This is a genomic window from Planktothrix sp. PCC 11201, from assembly GCF_900009135.1.
In the GTDB taxonomy this organism is placed as follows: Bacteria; Cyanobacteriota; Cyanobacteriia; order Cyanobacteriales; family Microcoleaceae; genus Planktothrix.
The window spans coordinates 40,809-57,788 of record NZ_LT797710.1 but is presented as its reverse complement, the minus strand read 5'-3'; the positions used below and the strand labels follow the sequence as shown (position 1 = coordinate 57,788).

Annotated in this window: 18 protein-coding genes; 12 read left to right on the top strand and 6 right to left on the bottom strand. The window is 40.6% G+C overall.

From position 1 onward, the window contains the following. Positions 1-12: 12 nt before the first annotated feature. Positions 13-720: a methyltransferase domain-containing protein gene (locus PL11201_RS19550; protein ID WP_234996781.1), complete on the bottom strand. Its 708-nt coding sequence runs from the start codon at positions 718-720 to the stop codon at positions 13-15. A gap of 228 nt (positions 721-948) precedes the next feature. Here PL11201_RS19550 and PL11201_RS19545 point away from each other — a divergent pair, with 228 nt between their 5' ends. From PL11201_RS19545 to PL11201_RS19535, 3 genes are all read left to right on the top strand, one after another. Further along, positions 949-2,535 (top strand): sulfotransferase domain-containing protein, encoded by a 1,587-nt coding sequence (locus PL11201_RS19545; RefSeq protein WP_234996780.1) that lies wholly within the window; start codon positions 949-951, stop codon positions 2,533-2,535. Positions 2,536-2,637: 102 nt separating this feature from the next. Next, entirely contained in the window at positions 2,638-3,900 is a 1,263-nt protein-coding gene (locus PL11201_RS19540; RefSeq protein WP_079680563.1) for a glycosyltransferase family 4 protein, read from the top strand. A 373-nt stretch (positions 3,901-4,273) separates the two neighbouring features. Then, on the top strand, positions 4,274-6,277 hold the full coding sequence (locus PL11201_RS19535; RefSeq protein ID WP_079680562.1) for a calcium-binding protein: 2,004 nt from the start codon (positions 4,274-4,276) through the stop codon (positions 6,275-6,277). Between the two features lie 179 nt (positions 6,278-6,456). Here PL11201_RS19535 and PL11201_RS19530 read toward each other — a convergent pair whose 3' ends face one another. Continuing rightward, positions 6,457-7,791 carry an IS701 family transposase gene (locus tag PL11201_RS19530; RefSeq protein ID WP_079676739.1) on the bottom strand — a complete coding sequence of 445 codons (1,335 nt, stop codon included), beginning with the start codon at positions 7,789-7,791 and terminating at the stop codon, positions 6,457-6,459. 437 nt (positions 7,792-8,228) lie between these two features. On the opposite strand from PL11201_RS19530, the gene PL11201_RS19525 reads away from it, so the two are divergent. Then, entirely contained in the window at positions 8,229-8,492 is a 264-nt protein-coding gene (locus PL11201_RS19525) for an AbrB/MazE/SpoVT family DNA-binding domain-containing protein (RefSeq protein ID WP_200816822.1), read from the top strand. 68 nt (positions 8,493-8,560) lie between these two features. Here PL11201_RS19525 and PL11201_RS19520 read toward each other — a convergent pair whose 3' ends face one another. After that, a complete protein-coding gene (locus tag PL11201_RS19520; protein WP_079680561.1) occupies positions 8,561-8,836 on the bottom strand; it encodes a hypothetical protein in 276 nt (91 codons plus the stop codon). Between the two features lie 69 nt (positions 8,837-8,905). Here PL11201_RS19520 and PL11201_RS19515 point away from each other — a divergent pair, with 69 nt between their 5' ends. Beyond that, a complete protein-coding gene (locus tag PL11201_RS19515; RefSeq protein ID WP_079681036.1) occupies positions 8,906-9,322 on the top strand; it encodes a XisH family protein in 417 nt (138 codons plus the stop codon). Then, positions 9,310-9,645: a XisI protein gene (locus tag PL11201_RS19510; protein ID WP_079680560.1), complete on the top strand. Its 336-nt coding sequence runs from the start codon at positions 9,310-9,312 to the stop codon at positions 9,643-9,645. The genes PL11201_RS19515 and PL11201_RS19510 overlap by 13 nt, the downstream gene beginning before the upstream one ends. A gap of 12 nt (positions 9,646-9,657) precedes the next feature. On the opposite strand, the gene PL11201_RS19505 is transcribed toward PL11201_RS19510, so the two are convergent. Both PL11201_RS19505 and PL11201_RS19500 read right to left on the bottom strand, forming a co-directional pair. Continuing rightward, positions 9,658-10,590 (bottom strand): FTR1 family iron permease, encoded by a 933-nt coding sequence (locus PL11201_RS19505; RefSeq protein ID WP_079680559.1) that lies wholly within the window; start codon positions 10,588-10,590, stop codon positions 9,658-9,660. A 72-nt stretch (positions 10,591-10,662) separates the two neighbouring features. Next, positions 10,663-11,097, bottom strand: coding sequence for a ferritin-like domain-containing protein (locus PL11201_RS19500; RefSeq protein WP_079680558.1), 435 nt, complete (start codon positions 11,095-11,097; stop codon positions 10,663-10,665). A gap of 433 nt (positions 11,098-11,530) precedes the next feature. Between PL11201_RS19500 and PL11201_RS19495 the strand changes: the two genes are divergently transcribed. Beyond that, entirely contained in the window at positions 11,531-11,947 is a 417-nt protein-coding gene (locus tag PL11201_RS19495; RefSeq protein WP_079680557.1) for a CAAD domain-containing protein, read from the top strand. Positions 11,948-12,013: 66 nt separating this feature from the next. Here the strand turns inward: PL11201_RS19495 and PL11201_RS19490 are convergent, their stop codons facing one another. After that, positions 12,014-12,793, bottom strand: a complete 780-nt coding sequence (locus tag PL11201_RS19490) for a response regulator transcription factor (RefSeq protein ID WP_079680556.1) — start codon at positions 12,791-12,793, stop codon at positions 12,014-12,016. 351 nt (positions 12,794-13,144) lie between these two features. On the opposite strand from PL11201_RS19490, the gene gvpA reads away from it, so the two are divergent. The 5 genes from gvpA to PL11201_RS19465 all read left to right on the top strand — a co-directional run bounded on the left by gvpA (position 13,145) and on the right by PL11201_RS19465 (position 16,971). Beyond that, positions 13,145-13,363 (top strand): gas vesicle structural protein GvpA, encoded by a 219-nt coding sequence (gvpA, locus tag PL11201_RS19485; protein WP_026789190.1) that lies wholly within the window; start codon positions 13,145-13,147, stop codon positions 13,361-13,363. A 184-nt stretch (positions 13,364-13,547) separates the two neighbouring features. Further along, positions 13,548-14,570: a gas vesicle protein GvpC gene (gvpC, locus tag PL11201_RS19480; RefSeq protein WP_079680555.1), complete on the top strand. Its 1,023-nt coding sequence runs from the start codon at positions 13,548-13,550 to the stop codon at positions 14,568-14,570. Between the two features lie 107 nt (positions 14,571-14,677). After that, complete coding sequence (gene gvpN, locus PL11201_RS19475) at positions 14,678-15,874, top strand: gas vesicle protein GvpN (RefSeq protein ID WP_079680554.1); 1,197 nt, start codon at positions 14,678-14,680, stop codon at positions 15,872-15,874. Further along, a complete protein-coding gene (locus PL11201_RS19470) occupies positions 15,871-16,248 on the top strand; it encodes a gas vesicle protein (protein WP_079680553.1) in 378 nt (125 codons plus the stop codon). The genes gvpN and PL11201_RS19470 overlap by 4 nt, the downstream gene beginning before the upstream one ends. A gap of 162 nt (positions 16,249-16,410) precedes the next feature. Beyond that, positions 16,411-16,971 (top strand): transposase, encoded by a 561-nt coding sequence (locus tag PL11201_RS19465; protein WP_079680552.1) that lies wholly within the window; start codon positions 16,411-16,413, stop codon positions 16,969-16,971. Positions 16,972-16,980: the final 9 nt, after the last annotated feature.

The following is a 16,980-nucleotide window of genomic DNA, read 5'->3' as shown; positions in this document are numbered from 1 at the left end:
CCCTGTTCCCTACTATACTTTTCTGATAATAGTGATCAGTTCATTTCCATTATCAAAAATCTTTTCTAAGGTAAAAGGAAACCCGAGTTGGTGTTTTAAGGTCAGGAGAAAATCCACAAAATCCGCAGTTGTCCAGACGTGGAAATGGATACTAAAATCCCGTCTCATCAACTCTTTAACCATCCATTGTGCTTTGGTTTCATCCGTTTCTTTTTCTACTAATTCAATCCATTCTTCATAATGATTTTGCCGCGACCATTCCGGGCCCTGTTGATAATCTTTTAATAAATGTTCAATAGAAGTGACTGGGCGATCGCAATCAAAACAGGTTCGTTTTTCAGGAACCGCTAAATACAAAATCCCGTCTTTTCTAATCACCCGTAATAAATTTTCAATCGTTAGGATCGGGTTTTGGCAATGTTCAATAAAATGATTAGCAATCAAAAAATCCTGGGTTTCATCCTCAACTGTTTCTAAGAGTTCACCATTATCGATAATATCGACAGGAACTAAATTAACATCTGCTAACTCGGGATAATGTTTTCTTAAATCAGGAACACTCATACGATCCACATATTGAACATGAGCGGATAAAGGCACCTCCAGAGGATGATTTAATGCCCCGACTTCAATGCCATTTCCCTGTAAATATCGGTTGGCAAAAAAACGGCGAAACATATAAATTGGAGAAAGTGTTTCAGCATCAGCCGTGAGTGTCATAATCTAATGTCCTCAGCAGTTCATTCTTAATTTACATTCAATTTTCAGTCAATTTATAACCGAAACAGTTAACCCTTTAGAGTATAATCCTAAATTGAGTTGAAAATTTATCCAATTGTGTTCAGTTTCTACCTGCGGAGTGATCTTGATTTGCGCAGGAGGAAAATTGAACTGATAGGAGAGTGTAACTGTTGATGATTCAACTTTCAATCTGGAGGCATATCACCGTTGATTCAACAAGCAAGGATAATCGATTCAAAACCGATCACCGCGCCCCAGTTTATTATTCTTGGGGTACAAAAGGGGGGAACTAATTCCCTCTATCAGTATCTATGTCAACACCCTCAAATTGTAGCCGCAACCCAAAAGGAAATTCATTTTTTTACGCTAAATTATCAGCAGGGTTTAGAGTGGTATAAATCCCAATTTTCAACCGAAGCTGATGGAAAGCACTTAATTACAGGGGAAGGTTCTCCCTATTATTTTTTTCATCCCTTAGTGCCCCAACGACTTTATGAATCTTTTCCTGAAACTCGGTTCATTGTATTATTGAGAAATCCGGTAGATCGGGCGATTTCCCATTATTATTGGGAGGTGAAACTCGGGTATGAATCCCTATCTTTGAAAGATGCGATCGCCCAAGAAACTCAACGGCTGCAAGGAGAAGCCGAAAAAATGGATGCAGATCCGACTTATTTTAGTTTTAACCATCAACATTATTCCTACCTTTCCAGGGGAATCTATATTGATCAACTGCAAAGATGGATGAAGTTCTTCCCTCGGGAACAATTCTTGATTCTCAAGAGTGAAGATTTATATGTAGATTCTAAAACCATAGTCAATCAAGTTTTTGATTTTTTAGGAGTACCGAATTATCAATTATTGAGTTATGATAAATACAATGTTAATAGTTATCCCAATATTGACCCAATTATTCGTCAGCAGTTACAAGATTATTTTCAGCCTTTTAATCAAAAATTAACGCAATTTTTAGGTCAAGATTGGAGTTGGAAAATTCCTGAAATTTCCTCTAAATCAACGCCTGAATTATCAGAAATATCTGAAAATACCCGTTCTCAATCCATCTCAAACTCAGTTAAAATCATGAAAAAAGTTGACTATGAATCCGCCTGGGATGACTATGCTAAAAATTGGCAAAGTGTAAGCTCTGAAGAAGTTTATAGAGGAGATGAATGGATTGGATTTGCCGCGGGTGCGGCGACTTCCTTAGCCGAATATGAAGCCTTAATTGAGAACCAATTTATTGCCCCTTATATTCAGAAGCACCATCAGGTTTTAGAAATTGGTGTAGGGGGAGGAAAAACGGCAGCTTTGTTACTGAAATATTGCGATCGCCTAGTCTGTGCCGATATTTCCAATGAACTCCTGAATGCAACTCACAAACGTTTGGGAGATGAACGGGTGAGATATGTTAAATTAGACGGTTTAACTTTAGATGGAATTGCGCCCCAATCCCTAGATGTTTGTTTTTGTTATGACACCATGGTACATATTGAACCCTGGGATATCTTTAACTATTTAACCCGAATTCCGGCTTTATTAAAAGGCGATCGCCTCTGTATTTTTCACCATACCAATCTATTAAGTGAATTGGGCTGGCAAAAATTCGTACAGGATTGGGATAAAAACCTATTAGGAAACCGACATGGAACCGCTTTTTCCTTAATGACCGATACCATTATGGAGAAATTTTTAACCCATCTTAACTATAAAATTATCCGAAAAGATAGTGAGTCTGTACCCAGAGACTGCGTTTGGATTTGTCAAGCACCCGAAGTGATCAGTTATCAGTGATCAGTTATCAGTTTAAGAGTTATCAATTACGAGTTATCAGTTTAAGAGGTAACATTCCCTGTTCCCCGTTCCCTGTTCCCTGTTCCCCGTTCCCTGTTCCCTATGAAAGCATTATTTTTACATCCCAACTTTCCCGCCCAATATCGCCATATTATTACAACATTAGGTGCAGATCCCAATAATCAAATTGTATTTGGGACAAAAAACGAACGTCCCGAGTGGAGCATTCCCGGGGTAGAAAAAGCCGTATTTAATCCCAGTCGAGAAACGAGTGCAGACACCCATCAATATGTCCGGGTTTTAGAAAGTGCCGTATTACAGGGACAGGCTGTATTTAGAATGGCTGAACAACTCAAAGCCAAAGGATTTGTCCCCGATGTAATTTGTGGCCATTCCGGTTGGGGGCCGACTTTATTTGTCAAAGAAGCCTTTCCGAATACCCCATTATTATGTTATTTCGAGTGGTTCTATCATGCAGAAGGTTCCGATGCTGACTTCGATCCGGCTGACCCCCTGAGCATTGATGATAAAGCCCGAATTCGGGTGAAAAACACCCCAATTTTAATTGATTTATATTCCTGTGATTGGGGACTTTCACCCACCCATTGGCAACAATCCCAATTTCCCCCGGAACTGCGAGAAAAAATTTCTGTGCTTCATGATGGAGTGGATACCAGTTATTTTAAACCGAATCCCGGGGCTAAATTAGTTTTACCCAACTTGGATTTATCAGGTGTAGAGGAACTAGTAACCTATGTGGGGCGGGGAATGGAACCCTATCGGGGCTTTCCTGAATTCATCGAAGCCGTGGCTTATATTCAAGAACGTAGACCCAAATGCCATGTTGTAGTTGTGGGATCGGAACGAGTTTGTTATGGTAAACCTTTACCCAACGGCATGAGCTATAAGGACTATATGCTCAAGAAAGTCCCCTTGGATCTTTCTCGGATTCATTTCGTTGGGCCCCTAGCCTACGGCCAATATCTGCAAGTGATTCAGGCTTCAGATGTTCATATTTATTTAACCCGGCCTTTTGTTCTATCCTGGTCAATGATTGAATCCATGTCAACCGGTTGTTTAGTTCTGGGTTCAGATACTGCTCCCGTGCGGGAAGTAATTCAAGATGGAGTAAACGGTTTGCTGGTAGACTTTTTCTCTCCCAAACAGATTGCAGATCGGGTCGATGAAGTCTTAGATCATCCTGATCGGATGGCTCAATTACGAGTTAAAGCGCGTGAAACAGCCTTAGAACGTTATGATCTGAGCAAACTCCTCTCGAAACATCTACAACTGATTACCCAAGTTGCCAACCGTTCCCTCCCCGCCACCGTTGGCCGGGTTGAGTCGGGAATGGTTTTGCGATAGGGCGGGAACTTGCTCGAAGTTCCGTTCGTCTACAGAAGGGATCTTTTGATTAGAAGATAATGAATGGTTAATGAGGAACATTGTTGTCTATAAACCCGTCTGACGGAGGTAAGCAAGTCAAAATAAACTGCCTTTTATGAGTTAAGAGTGATGGCTTCAATACCAATTGAAGATGAAAATTTTCAATACATAATTGATAATAAAATCCGGCCATCGAAACCACCATATCTATCAACTAGACAAGAATGATCACAAAGGACTAGACTTGCTGGAGATAAACAGGTTAAACTACTGCCGAACAAGTTATGGTGTTTTAAGCAGTGTCTGTCATCCCAACAGAGCTAATGACATTATTGCAGAGGAGTGAAATCAAATGGTAACAGCTTTAGGCGCAGGGCCACAATTTTACGATCAGGATGTGGGCTTCGCCCCCAGACCCGATACCATTCTGGGTGAAGGAGGAAATGACACAATCCTTTCTTCTACCCTCGGTGGAAGCCAGGTAGACGGTGGTGCGGATAATGATATCCTGACATCCAGAGGCCCTGGCGACACAGTTTTTGGTAATACGGGCAATGACTCTATCCGGTCTCAACAGCTTCGTACCCTTCTGCTCGGTGGTACAGGCCGGGATACCCTGTCGGCAGATTTAACCGCCAGCCTGTATGGGGGGGTAGACCGCGATTTTCTCATAGGTCAGGCTGCTAGTAACTACCTGTTTGGCAATAAAGATGAAGATACCCTGCTAGGCGGTATTCAAGGTGGAGATTTCCTCTATGGCGGTGGAGGGGATGACCAACTGGGGTTTGTAGGCACCAACGGTCAAAGTAACCTCACAGGGGTTGCGGTGAGTGGGGCTATCGGTGGCCTGAACCAAGGAAACAACTATGTCTCTGGAGATAAGGGCAGAGATAGTATTGTTGGGATTAACACTGGAGATACCCTCCTCGGTGGTGACGATAACGACTCCATCATTGGTGTAGGTAGTCTGAACTTCCTTCATGGTGACAGTGGCAATGACAGCCTAAGAATCCAAAACCCCGTCGCCCCCCAACAATTCTCAACCAATCTGGCGGTTGTTGGTGTGAGCCAAACCACCCTACTGGGTGGGGCCGGTGATGATTCTCTCTACGGCGGTGTAGGTCGCTTTGGAGCGGGCCAGAACTACTTTGCGGGTGGAGAGGGTAACGATACAATCCGAGGCTTTGCCCTTCAAGACGTCCTGTATGGTGGTGACGGCAATGACTTGATCGTCACAACCAATCCTAATGTTCTGACCATTCAGGGTGGCACCAGTCAACCAGGCTTTGCCGGTGAAAGTACCCTGTACGGTGGTGGTGGCAATGATACCCTACTAGCAGGTTTCAGCACCGATTTCCTCTATGGTGATGCCGGGAATGACAGCCTCAGTGGAAAATTCTCCATCTTAGAGGGTGGGGATGGAAATGATACCCTCTATGGGGGAAATTGGACATTAGATATCCCAGGAGCCACTAAAGTTCCGACTGTTACCTTATCTGGTGGTGCCGATAACGACTATCTCTACGGTGCCTTAGGGTCTGTGGCTAATCTTTATAATGGTGGTCTTGGTGATGACACCATTGTCTTTACCACAACTAACGATAGCCTCCTGGGTGAAAGTTCCCCAGAGGGTAATGACAAAATTTCCTTCGTGAGTGGTTTAGCCGATGGAGCTACCGGACTCAGCTTTGTCTTGTTTGATACCCTCGGCAACAACACCATTTCCGGTAGTAATGGCAATGACAGCATCGTTACAGGTAGTGGGGCTGACTTCCTGCAAGGGGGCAGCGTTGCCGCCGCTGCGACATTCGATGTTGGCTTCGGAGATGACACCCTGATCGCAGGTGGTGGGAATGACTACCTGTTTGGCGGTTCAGACAGTGATGTTCTGTTCGGCGAAGCGGGTAATGATACCCTGCAAGGTGGTACTGAACGGGATACATTAGTCGGCGGTGAAGGTTCTGATATCTTCCTGTATCAGTTTAAATCAGATCTTAACGGTGCTAATGCCAGTACAGCCGACATTATTACTGACTTTAAGTCTGGTGAAGATAAACTATTCTTCTCTCGTGGGCCTGGAGGCTTTGCCTTTGACTTGCGTCCAGGTGTCCCGACCACTGAAATTTCCTTCGAGCAATTTATTGTTCTCGATAAGAACAGTTACAATGGCGGTGGTGCAAATACTCAAGCTCCAACCAATGTTGGCCCTGTATTAGTGTACGAGAAAGCCAGTGGAGTCTTATGGTATGACTCCGATGGTGGTGGCTCTAATCCAGCCGATATCGTTGCCAACTTGGCACAACCGAACAATACAATTCCGACCCTAACCCGAACTGATATTGTGATCGTTCTCTAGGTTAGGTTGATACAAGTAGAGACGTTGCATGCAACGTCTCTACTTTCGGGATTTCAATAGGTTCAAATATAACAAAAAGACCGGGAAATAATTTCTCGGTCTTTTTTTCTATAGCACCACGCATTACAGTTATCCCTCTTCTGTCAGTCTCCGAAACCAACAAGTAATAAAAAGTAGAGTTATCCATTGGGAAAATAAGATTGAAATTGATTAATATTCTGAATTAATTTATGAAACCCAAGCAATAAATAACGATCAGGAAAAACATCTAACCACGGGGCAATCAACCACAATATAATAGTAGGCTGAATTATTAAACGCAAATTATTTAAAACATTTTTCCATCCCTCTTTATGATTCCATTGTTGGTGATTCGAGCAATCTGTGGTGTTTTTTTTGCTCTCCGATTCTCTGGGACTTCCTTGACTTAAAGACCGGAAAACTTCGGAGTTGAAACTAATCATTAAATACACACAGAAAATGATTTCCCACCATTTTTCTATATCTTGAAAATCCGTCAACCGATAGTCAGTCCAACCCAGTTCTTGTTTACATTGTCGAAATCCATATTCCACCCATGTTCTTAACCCGTATAAATTACCTAATGTCTTTTTTATCTGGTTCCTATTTTCTGTTAAATTTGTCATGACAAATGAAGTTGAGGCTTCTGGCATTGTTTCTGGATCTGTGGTGATTTCCCAATAGGTTCTCGGACTTCTTTTTCCAAATATAATTTCTCTAATATATCGGGTTTCTGATTCTCCATTGCTAAAAACTCTCTCAAATTTACACCATTTGTTTGCTCTAACTTTCTCCTCGCTTGACATCCAGACTCCATGATTACTTCTTATTGCCAGCACCCAAGGTAATCCAAATTTATCTAATGTACTGATAAACGAACTACTTTCACCATAAAGGCTATCTGCTAATACCAATTCAATTTGAAATCCCAGTTCAACCAACTCTGTTAGGATTTCTGATGCGATTTCAATCTTAGTTTTGTAGACATCTCCTTCTTTTAATGTTCCTTTGGGTTTAAATACTCTAAACACTAAAGGAAAAGTTATATTTTTATAAACACCGTAAGCATTAACTGATACTATTCCCCGATCTATTTTGCCCACACTTCCCAAGTATTGTCGGGCTACATAGTCGGTTTTTTTACCCTTTCTCCTATCTCCTGTTTCATCAATTATTACTATAATCTTCTCTTCTTTCAATGCTTTTAGAGTTCGAGCTAATCTTCTTTCCTTTAATTCCCTTGCTGACCAAGGCGAATTGGCTAAAAAATGATGGAGTGATTGCGGCGACCTAATTCCTACTATTTTAGCAATTTCCGGTAAAGATTTTCTCGGAATTGGTGAGATGATTCCTAGATGTAAGTATTTAAAACATTCGTAACTTCTAACTTCAGGGAATAGGTCTTTATAACCTTGACAATATTCATCAATCACTGAAACTGTTGGTTGTGCATCTCTGGCTAAATGTTTGATAATCTGTAATTCTACATCCATTACCCTATCCCCCTTCTAGCTACCCATGTGGTTTATTTTCTAATTTTACTTCTAGGAGACTGACAGAAGAGGGATAATACAGAAATTTTTTCTGGTTAAAAATCATGCTCATTAGGCAATTTTGTTGTTTTCGTTTCCCAATTTAATGTAACACCATCAACTAGATCCTTAGCCGTGATTATTCGTTTTAAAGGATGAGTAAATGCTTCCTCAGCACAACTTCGACAGGACTTACGCAAAACAACCATATCTAGTAGGGGCGAACGGCCGTTCGCCCCTACAGGCGGTGTATAATTGGGTATTCTGCGTAAGTCCTGTTCGATTTAACTTACTCAATGATTTAAGTTTTGCATCTTAAAATTTGCCTGTTTTTGTTGGTATATTTACTTGTATTGAGATCTACAATAGTTGAGTAAACCCAAACTATCATACATAATATGAAAGCACCGGAGCTAGAGATTAAACAGATCCCTATTGTTTTAGGACAGAAAGGAGAAATTACCATTCCCCAGGTTATACAAGATTCCCTCAATATTAACGAGGGAGATAACCTGGTGTTACTACAAATCGGTGATTTAATTGTACTGACTCCCCAACAACCTCAAGTTCCTCAACTGATTGATCAGATCGCAACTCTGATGGAAAATGAAAATGTCAGTTTGACTGATTTATTAGCAGGTTTGGAAGCAGACATTATTTAACAAAAAAAAGAAAGAAAATTGAATCTTCCTAATTTTAGGATGGTTTCAACTTCCTTTCCTGTACTATTTTATTTTAAAATAGGTTTGGTTAAATGACTACAATCAACATCATTAACAATCCTAGAATCAATCCTTGCAGGTTGAACTTCAACATTGGGAGGTAAAGGACGATTTTCGAGATGGAAAACGACTTTTTTACAGACCATTTGACTATTCCCAACTGAAGCATAATCCCAAATATACACTTCTGAATTGGGGGATGTGGCATTAGCGGGGGGCATTACCCAGGAACTCAGCAAAACGATTTCTAAAGCCACTAAAGCTGCAATCACAAACTTTAGCATAAATTACTCTTTGTGCATCAATTGAGGACTATGATTAGTTTACCCTTGAGTTCCAAAAAAACGATCACAATGCCAGCCAGAGATATCTATCACAATACGGTTAAAAATGCCCTAATCAAAGATGAATGGGTAATTACCCATGATCCACTGAGTTTAAAATGGGGGAAGAAAGATATGTATGTTGATCTCGGTGCAAAACAGCTTCTGGCGGCTGAAAAAACAGAACGTAAAATTGCAGTAGAGGTAAAAAGCTTTACTGGAAACTCAGAAATGACCGATTTAGAACGAGCAGTTGGTCAATATATTGTTTATAATGATGTTTTATTGCAAGTTGAACCGAAACGACTGCTTTATTTAGCTGTTGCTGAAGAAGTTGCTCAGGGACTATTTGAAGAACCTCTAGGTCAGTTATTATTAAATAATAACCGGATTCGTTTACTTGTTTTTAACCCAGTTTCAGAGGCGATCGTACAATGGATACCTTAAAACAAGATCGAGAAATTATTGAAAAAGTCATTAGTGATTATGCGGCTATTTCTTATGCTTATGGAGAAATTGAGCGCCATGTTGTGTTTGATCATCACCATGATCGTTATTTACTCATGATTTTGGGATGGGAAGGTATTAAACAGGTGCATGGATGTATTATTCATCTGGAAATTATTGAAGGTAAAATTTGGATTCATCGAGATGGCACCGAAGATGGCGTTGCGAATGATTTACTAGAGGCGGGAATTGCTAAAGAACGGATTGTTTTAGGGTTTAAATCGCCTCAAGTTCGACCTTTAACTGGATTTGCGATCGCTTAATTTCAAATCACATTAAGAAACTGTTTTTTCTATTTTTGGGGGTGCGATCGCTTTCCCCTTGATTTCTTTTAAATAAAACCCTCCCACTGTTATTAAAAACAGAAAATAACTTACAATTTGTACAAAATACAATTGATCTCGATAGCCAAATAAAGCTTTTAAAACAATCCCGGGAAATTGCTTGTCGGGTAAAAATCCCTGGGCATTTAAGACCAAATCCCCCAATAAACAAGACCCAGGTTGAGTTAAACATAATCCCGCATATTCAGGATTAATTTGGGCTAATATTCCTACTCCCGCATCTAAATGTTTGAGAACTGAAATTACTAATCCCGCTACAATTAATAACAGAAAAATTCCCATGATTTGAAAAAACAAACGAATATTAATTTTTACCCCCCACTTAAATAGTAATATTCCCAAACCCGCAGCTACAAATAAGCCCAAAACTGCCCCAATAGCAGGCATAATTCCCTGTTCAAATGTGGCTAATATAAAAACAACGGTTTCCAAACCTTCGCGTAAAACCGCAATAAAAATCAACCCAAAAATTGCCCATCCTGCTGCGGTTTTATTTTGATTAATGGCTGCTTTAACCGCCCCTTCTACTTCCGATTTTAAGGATTTAGCTTGTTGGGTCATCCAAATTAACATCCAACTTAACATAGCGATCGCAAATAACCCAATTCCCGCCTCTAAAAATTCCCCAAAAACTGGGGCGTAGGGATGTTCAGAAGTAGCAATTCCTTGAATTAGCCATCCAAATAATATGCCGAAAAATGCACTGGCAATAATTCCTACTCCCACTCCAGAAAACACCCAGGAATTGAGATAACTTTGTTCGGCTTTTTTTAAACAAGCCATGACAATGCCTACTACTAAAGCAGCTTCAAAACCTTCTCTTAAAGTAATAAAAAATGTAGGTAATGCTTGGGTTATACTCATAATAATTGTTTGAAACCAGTTAAATAAGTGGCTGGATAGGCTGGAATCAACCAGCCTAAAGATTATCTAAGATCAACTAAAATCTCGTAACATTTTCTTGATCTCAATATTATGTAATTCCTCCTGACCAATCATAGTACGAGCATATTCTTCCAAATAAATACTCGCATTTTCAACAACTTCTAGCAAATCCTTATACAATTCTAAAGCTTTGCGCTCATGTGCCAAACTTTCCTGCAAAAGATCCCTGACCGAATGCTGATAACTTTCCTCAATTGGGGCAATTTTCTGACTAGGATGTCCTTCTAAACCCGTGAGAATTTCTCCAGCTTGTTGAGCATGAAGCAAAGATTCTGTGGCCTGAGCCTTGAAAAACTGTACAATGGGTAAACGATTTGGCCCAGTTACCATCAGAGAATAATGGGTATAACGCACCACTCCGGCTAACTCGAATTCCATGATCGTGTTGAGAAGTTCAATAGCTTTTGGTAAATCGAGATCTCTCATATTTTGTCTTTTAACTAAAAAACACTTTACTTATTATGGCAATAGTTTATGCTTTTTAGAATAACGAGTTACAATTATCATCTTCCCCCAAAAGTAATGATTAAGATTTATATAAAATTTCTTCTGTATAGGTTCACCTACCCGATTTTTTCCGTTTAGGGGTAAGTCGATAACCCACTAAAGAATTGTTGCAAGATCTATTCATCTTAGAACAGTGTAGTTTACCGTTAGATGATTAAGCGTTTTGAAACAGTCTAGGTCTGTCAAATCGTTTAATTCTCACCCACACCGATCGGAAGGTAAAGTATGGACTTGGTGATTTTGCCAAGGAGGGCCTAAGCATAGACTTACACCCATATTTAGGACTTACATCCCCTCCATTTCAGTTAAAATCGATTGGTACTGCATATTTTTTTAAACAAGGAGACGAAAAATGCAAGAACCCACGAAGATCACGGACACATCCACCCCTAGCGGAGCCAAAATAGACGTCACTGTAGACACAGGTGGTGCTATTACCTCCCCTTCAACCAATGCTCAGTTTGATGAAATTAAAGAAAAAGTTGTAGTAGTCTTATCCGAACTTCCGGGTTATATCTCCAGTTTTTTTGGCTCCTACCAAAAACCGATTATTACCATCGTTCTGATTTTATCTGCTCTTGTGACTCTGAAGGTTTTATTTGCGGTGATCGATGCCCTGAATGATGTTCCCCTTTTGGCTCCAACCTTTGAGTTAATTGGCATGGGGTATACCGCCTGGTTTGTCTATCGTTACCTGCTCAAAGCCTCAACCCGTCAAGAATTGGTTCAAGAATTCAAATCCTACAAAGAACAAGTTACAGGCGACTAACTTTGGATGGGGACAGGAGACAGAAGACAGGGGACANTCCCCTGCCTCCCCTGCCTCCCCTGCCCCCTATTTCTTCTTACCCTTGGCTCCATTGCCGTCTATCGAAGACTCTGTAGGGATAGCGAGATCATCGGGTTTCCCCTTACCCGTGGGAAGTTCCAGACAATATCCCGCACCGTAGACGGTTTTAATATATCGAGGATGACGGGGATCGGGTTCCATTTTTGTGCGTAAATGGCGAATATGAACTCGGATCGTCTCGATATCATCATTGGGGTCATAGCCCCAAACCTCTTTTAAAATCTCACTGGGCGCGACGGTTTGACCATGACGTTGCAGCAAGCAATGTAAAAGTTCAAATTCCAAATGGGTTAACTTAACCGTGGTCTCAAACCAAATCGCCTCAAACCTTTCAGGGACTAGGGTTAAAGCCCCATAACTGAGAATTTCGCTATGTTTAGCTGCCTGGGGAATGCGATCAGTTCTTCGCAACAGAGCCCTAACCCTTGCCAACATTTCTTCTAATTCAAAAGGTTTAGTTAAATAATCATCAGCCCCCGAATTAAACCCTTCAACTTTGTTTTGGGTTTGTCCCAATGCAGTTAACATCAATACAGGAATATCTGCCGTGCGTTCATCCCGGCGTAAACGTTGGCAAATGGTGAACCCGTCCACCTTCGGCAACATCAAATCTAAAATAATTAAATCTGGCAACAATTGCATCGCCAGGGCCTGTCCTTTAATCCCATCTTCCGCTTGGCTCACTTCATAACCAGCCATTTCCAGGTTAATGGCTACCAATTCCGAGATTGCGGGGTCATCATCTATGACTAATATCCGGGGCATCATTTAATCCGGTGATTTGGGCATAATCAGTGATCAGTTATCAGTAAACAGTTATCAGTTATCAGTTATTAGTAAAGATAAAATATAAATCTCTACTCTCTATTCTTGATTCTTAACTGATAACTGAAACGGCGGATTAGATTGTAACCTTTTTTTGTTTTTTGTGCAACAATTCTTGAAATCGGAATTAATTATTGCACAAATTCATTCCCGGGGATAAATCGAGCTTCAGAAATTGTAAAAATAAGTAACAAACAAAAATCAAAATTAGCAACTTTCGGGGTATGATTAGCCTAAAGGACTGTATCAGCATATACCCAGTTCTTTCCACCAAAAAGGAGTAATAGACTCATGGCCGTTGAAAAAGTGAACTCATCCTCCAGTCTGGCTGAAGTAATTGATCGGATCTTAGATAAGGGCATTGTGATTGACGCTTGGGTACGGGTTTCCCTGGTTGGGATCGAACTTTTATCCATAGAAGCGAGAATCGTGATCGCTTCTGTTGAAACCTATCTCAAATACGCGGAAGCCGTTGGTTTAACCGCACAGGCGGCTGTCCCTTCGGTCTAAGATTGACGGAATAGGCAACGGGTATGGAGCAAAAAAAAAGCACAATGACTCACGAAAGTCATTGCTGCCCAGTGTAATCTTTTACCGATTGATGGTCAGGGTGTAAGTATAATCAACGGAATTAAAAGCCCATACCCAATGCACAACAATACACAACCCACCGACACGAGGGTTTCAAAAAATTATGGCTTTAAAAGATCAGTGGCAACGGGAGCGCCTCGGACGCCAACAGAGGGTTCAAGAACGTCAACAGCACGTTCAAACCACCCTATCCCTTTGGCAACAAGAGCGCCAAAATCAAGCTTTAGACGATCAAGAATCTCGACAGGAGTTTGTCACGGGTTTACAGCAACAAACCCAAGAATTATTAACCAACATCAGCACCGAACGTCTGTTGGTTGCCCAGCAACAGCGACAACAACTGGAAGACTTTATCGGGCAGTTATCCCAAGAAGTCGGTGAGTTTTTGCAGCAAACCACCGAAGAACGCTCACAGGTCGCAACCCAACTGCATCAACAGTTATCTGAATTTCGGGAAGACCTGGAATATCGGGTGGCAGATCTGTTAGCCGATTATCAGCAACAGCGCCTAGAAGTCCGGGAACCCTTACTTGAGAACTTAGCTATTTTTCGCCAAACCCTCTTTCGGGAAGTCGAAGACTATTTAGGAGAGTTAGATATTCTGCACCAACAAATGGCCGCACAATTGCAACAACAACTCCAACAGAGTCGGACGGAAAGAAAAAACGCTGTTCAGAAGTTATTTGAAGATTTAGGTGTATTTCGCGCCGAACTGCAAGACTATCACCGGAAACTCCAACAGACCGTTTGGGGAAGTTCCCATCGACAACCACGAGAAGCCGTCACTCCGCCACGGTCTATTGATCCTAAAAAAACTATTACTTATCATAAAACACCCCTTTCTTCTAAACCTCCCTTAAAGCCCAAAACTGCTCCCAAACCCCAAGCCATCCCCCATTCTATTAAACCCCAACCCACCGTTACCCCCTCTGTGCCCCAACCTGCCACCCCGGATCAACGGGTTTATCAGTATATCCAAACCCATCAAAACGGTGCTCGGTTAGCCGAAATTGAGCAAGCTCTGGGTATTAATCGGGTACAGACCGTGGATGCAATTCGGGTATTATTACAACGGGGACAGATTACTCAACGCGATCGCGTTTATATTCCCGCCAAAAAATCCTAGGGTTGAGGGTTTCTCCCCCAGTCCCGGTTCCCTGCGATAACATTAAATTAAACCTGCCGCCCATCCCTAACTCGGCAGTATTTTAGCTGAATAACGCCATTAAAAATATGACTACCGTGCTTCAAGCTCGTCCTAAAGGCTTTGTTAATACGCCAGCCATTGAACAACTTACCATTAGAGCCTTGAGGTATCTTCAGAGTGGATTTTCTCTGCACTTAAGGGGGCCGGCTGGAACCGGAAAAACCACCCTGGCGATGCACTTAGCCGATTTATTAAACCGTCCGATCGTCTTAATTTTTGGGGATGATGAACTCAAATCCTCCGATTTAATTGGCAACCAACTGGGCTATACTCGCAAGAAAGTTGTTGATAATTTTATTCATAGTGTTGTTAAATTAGAAGATGAATTACGACAAAATTGGATTGATTCTCGTCTAACCTTGGCTTGTAAAGAAGGCTTTACCCTGGTTTATGATGAGTTTAACCGTTCCCGTCCCGAAGTCAATAACGTTTTACTGTCTGCTTTAGAAGAAAAATTATTAGTGCTGCCCCCGAATAATAGCCGCTCGGAATATATTCGAGTCAATCCCCATTTTAGAGCAATTTTCACCTCCAACCCCGAAGAATATTGTGGGGTTTATGGAACTCAAGATGCGTTATTAGATCGGTTAATTACGATTGATATGCCCGAACCTGACGACGCAACCCAGCAGGAAATTTTAATTCAAAAAATTGGCATTTCCCCCGAAGATGCCCAAAGCATTATTAAAATAGTCAAAATCTATTTAGAAATAACCACCCAAAAAAAAGAAATTAAACCCGTTCAAAATGGCAAAGCTGCCCGACCCCATATTGATAAAGTATCAGGGTTAAGACCAGGATTAATTATTGCTAAAATCTGCCATGAACATGATATTTCTATTGAGGAAAATAATCAAGACTTTATCGAAGTTTGCGCCGATATTTTATTATCTCGTACCGCCCTATCTACAACAGAAGGTCAGAATAAACTAGAAAAAGTGATCAAAACCGTATTAACCGATGGTGATCTATCAACTAACAGTTTTTTGCCATCTTCAGAAACCCAATTAACTGAAAATAACTCCGTAGAGATTGAGGAACAAGTTTATCAATATTTACAGAAAACCACCAGTGCTAGGGTTTCAGAAATTGAAGTAGCGTTAGGATTAAATCGAGTTCAAACGACTAATGTATTGCGATCTTTATTAAAACAAGGTCATTTAAAACAGCAGGATAATCGTTTCTTTGCGGTGCAGAAACAAGGAGAATTAATTCAACCATGAACTCACAGCAACGTCCCTCAAATATACAACGCGGTGTTCCCACATCGACTCAAGGATCGAGTTTAGCCGATATTTTAGAACGGGTCTTAGATAAAGGAATTGTCATCGCTGGGGATATTTCCGTTTCCGTGGGTTCCACCGAACTCCTGAATATTAGAATTCGTTTGTTAATTGCTTCCGTCGATAAAGCAAGAGAAATCGGGATTAATTGGTGGGAAAGTGATCCCTATTTAAGTAGTCAAACCAAAGTTTTAACCGAGAGTAATCAACAATTATTAGAACAGGTGAAATTATTGCAGGAGGAAGTCAAAGTCTTAAAAGCATTATTACCCCAAGAAAACCCAGCCAACCCAATTTCTGATCCTCATAAATAACTATTAAAAATTCATCCCTAGGGGGTACANAGATGGGTAAAAGAAAGGGGGTTTAGAGGCGGGTTTAGGTAAATTATTTATAGGTATCAAAGATTAACTTGAACCCGCCCCTACAAGTTAACTTTAGATAGAATAGAAATATTGTATTAATTTTATAAAATTATGAAATACAATCGGGATATTCATCATCGCCGTTCTATTCGTCTACAGGGATATGATTATAGTCAACCCGGGGCTTATTTTATAACGCTTTGTATTGATAAACGGGAATGTTTATTAGGGGATATTCAAGAGCAAACTGTTATTTTAAGCCGTTATGGTGAAGTTGTTGATTTCAATTGGTTTAATCTGACCAAAATTTATCCTAGCATTCAATTAGATAGTTTTGTAATTATGCCAAATCATATTCATGGTATTATTATATTAACGGATTATAGCCATAATTTGTCTGAAATTATCAGAGGGTTGAAAACATTTTCAGCCCGGAGAATTAATCAATTGCGATCGCTTTCAGGAATATCTATATGGCAAAGGGGATATTATGAACATATTATTCGGAACGAAACAACATTAACAAAAATTCAGGAATATATTCTGAACAATCCCTATAATTGGCAAAAGGACGAAATGCACCCGTCACAAAAATTTCCAATTTCTCAAAAATTCAATATTAAATTAAATGATAACAGTACATTACCGATGAATTTATCATCCCAATTGTAGGGGCGGGTT

What these genes read in the sequence shown, in the direction of transcription:
- PL11201_RS19550 (WP_234996781.1), bottom strand. Translation starts at nt 720, where the DNA reads ATGACACTCACGGCTGATGCTGAAACACTTTCTCCAATTTATATGTTT.
- PL11201_RS19540 (WP_079680563.1), top strand. Translation starts at nt 2,638, where the DNA reads ATGAAAGCATTATTTTTACATCCCAACTTTCCCGCCCAATATCGCCAT.
- PL11201_RS19535 (WP_079680562.1), top strand. Translation starts at nt 4,274, where the DNA reads ATGGTAACAGCTTTAGGCGCAGGGCCACAATTTTACGATCAGGATGTG.
- PL11201_RS19530 (WP_079676739.1), bottom strand. Translation starts at nt 7,791, where the DNA reads ATGGATGTAGAATTACAGATTATCAAACATTTAGCCAGAGATGCACAA.
- PL11201_RS19525 (WP_200816822.1), top strand. Translation starts at nt 8,229, where the DNA reads ATGAAAGCACCGGAGCTAGAGATTAAACAGATCCCTATTGTTTTAGGA.
- PL11201_RS19520 (WP_079680561.1), bottom strand. Translation starts at nt 8,836, where the DNA reads ATGCTAAAGTTTGTGATTGCAGCTTTAGTGGCTTTAGAAATCGTTTTG.
- PL11201_RS19515 (WP_079681036.1), top strand. Translation starts at nt 8,906, where the DNA reads ATGCCAGCCAGAGATATCTATCACAATACGGTTAAAAATGCCCTAATC.
- PL11201_RS19510 (WP_079680560.1), top strand. Translation starts at nt 9,310, where the DNA reads ATGGATACCTTAAAACAAGATCGAGAAATTATTGAAAAAGTCATTAGT.
- PL11201_RS19505 (WP_079680559.1), bottom strand. Translation starts at nt 10,590, where the DNA reads ATGAGTATAACCCAAGCATTACCTACATTTTTTATTACTTTAAGAGAA.
- PL11201_RS19500 (WP_079680558.1), bottom strand. Translation starts at nt 11,097, where the DNA reads ATGAGAGATCTCGATTTACCAAAAGCTATTGAACTTCTCAACACGATC.
- PL11201_RS19495 (WP_079680557.1), top strand. Translation starts at nt 11,531, where the DNA reads ATGCAAGAACCCACGAAGATCACGGACACATCCACCCCTAGCGGAGCC.
- PL11201_RS19490 (WP_079680556.1), bottom strand. Translation starts at nt 12,793, where the DNA reads ATGCCCCGGATATTAGTCATAGATGATGACCCCGCAATCTCGGAATTG.
- gvpA (WP_026789190.1), top strand. Translation starts at nt 13,145, where the DNA reads ATGGCCGTTGAAAAAGTGAACTCATCCTCCAGTCTGGCTGAAGTAATT.
- gvpC (WP_079680555.1), top strand. Translation starts at nt 13,548, where the DNA reads ATGGCTTTAAAAGATCAGTGGCAACGGGAGCGCCTCGGACGCCAACAG.
- gvpN (WP_079680554.1), top strand. Translation starts at nt 14,678, where the DNA reads ATGACTACCGTGCTTCAAGCTCGTCCTAAAGGCTTTGTTAATACGCCA.
- PL11201_RS19470 (WP_079680553.1), top strand. Translation starts at nt 15,871, where the DNA reads ATGAACTCACAGCAACGTCCCTCAAATATACAACGCGGTGTTCCCACA.
- PL11201_RS19465 (WP_079680552.1), top strand. Translation starts at nt 16,411, where the DNA reads ATGAAATACAATCGGGATATTCATCATCGCCGTTCTATTCGTCTACAG.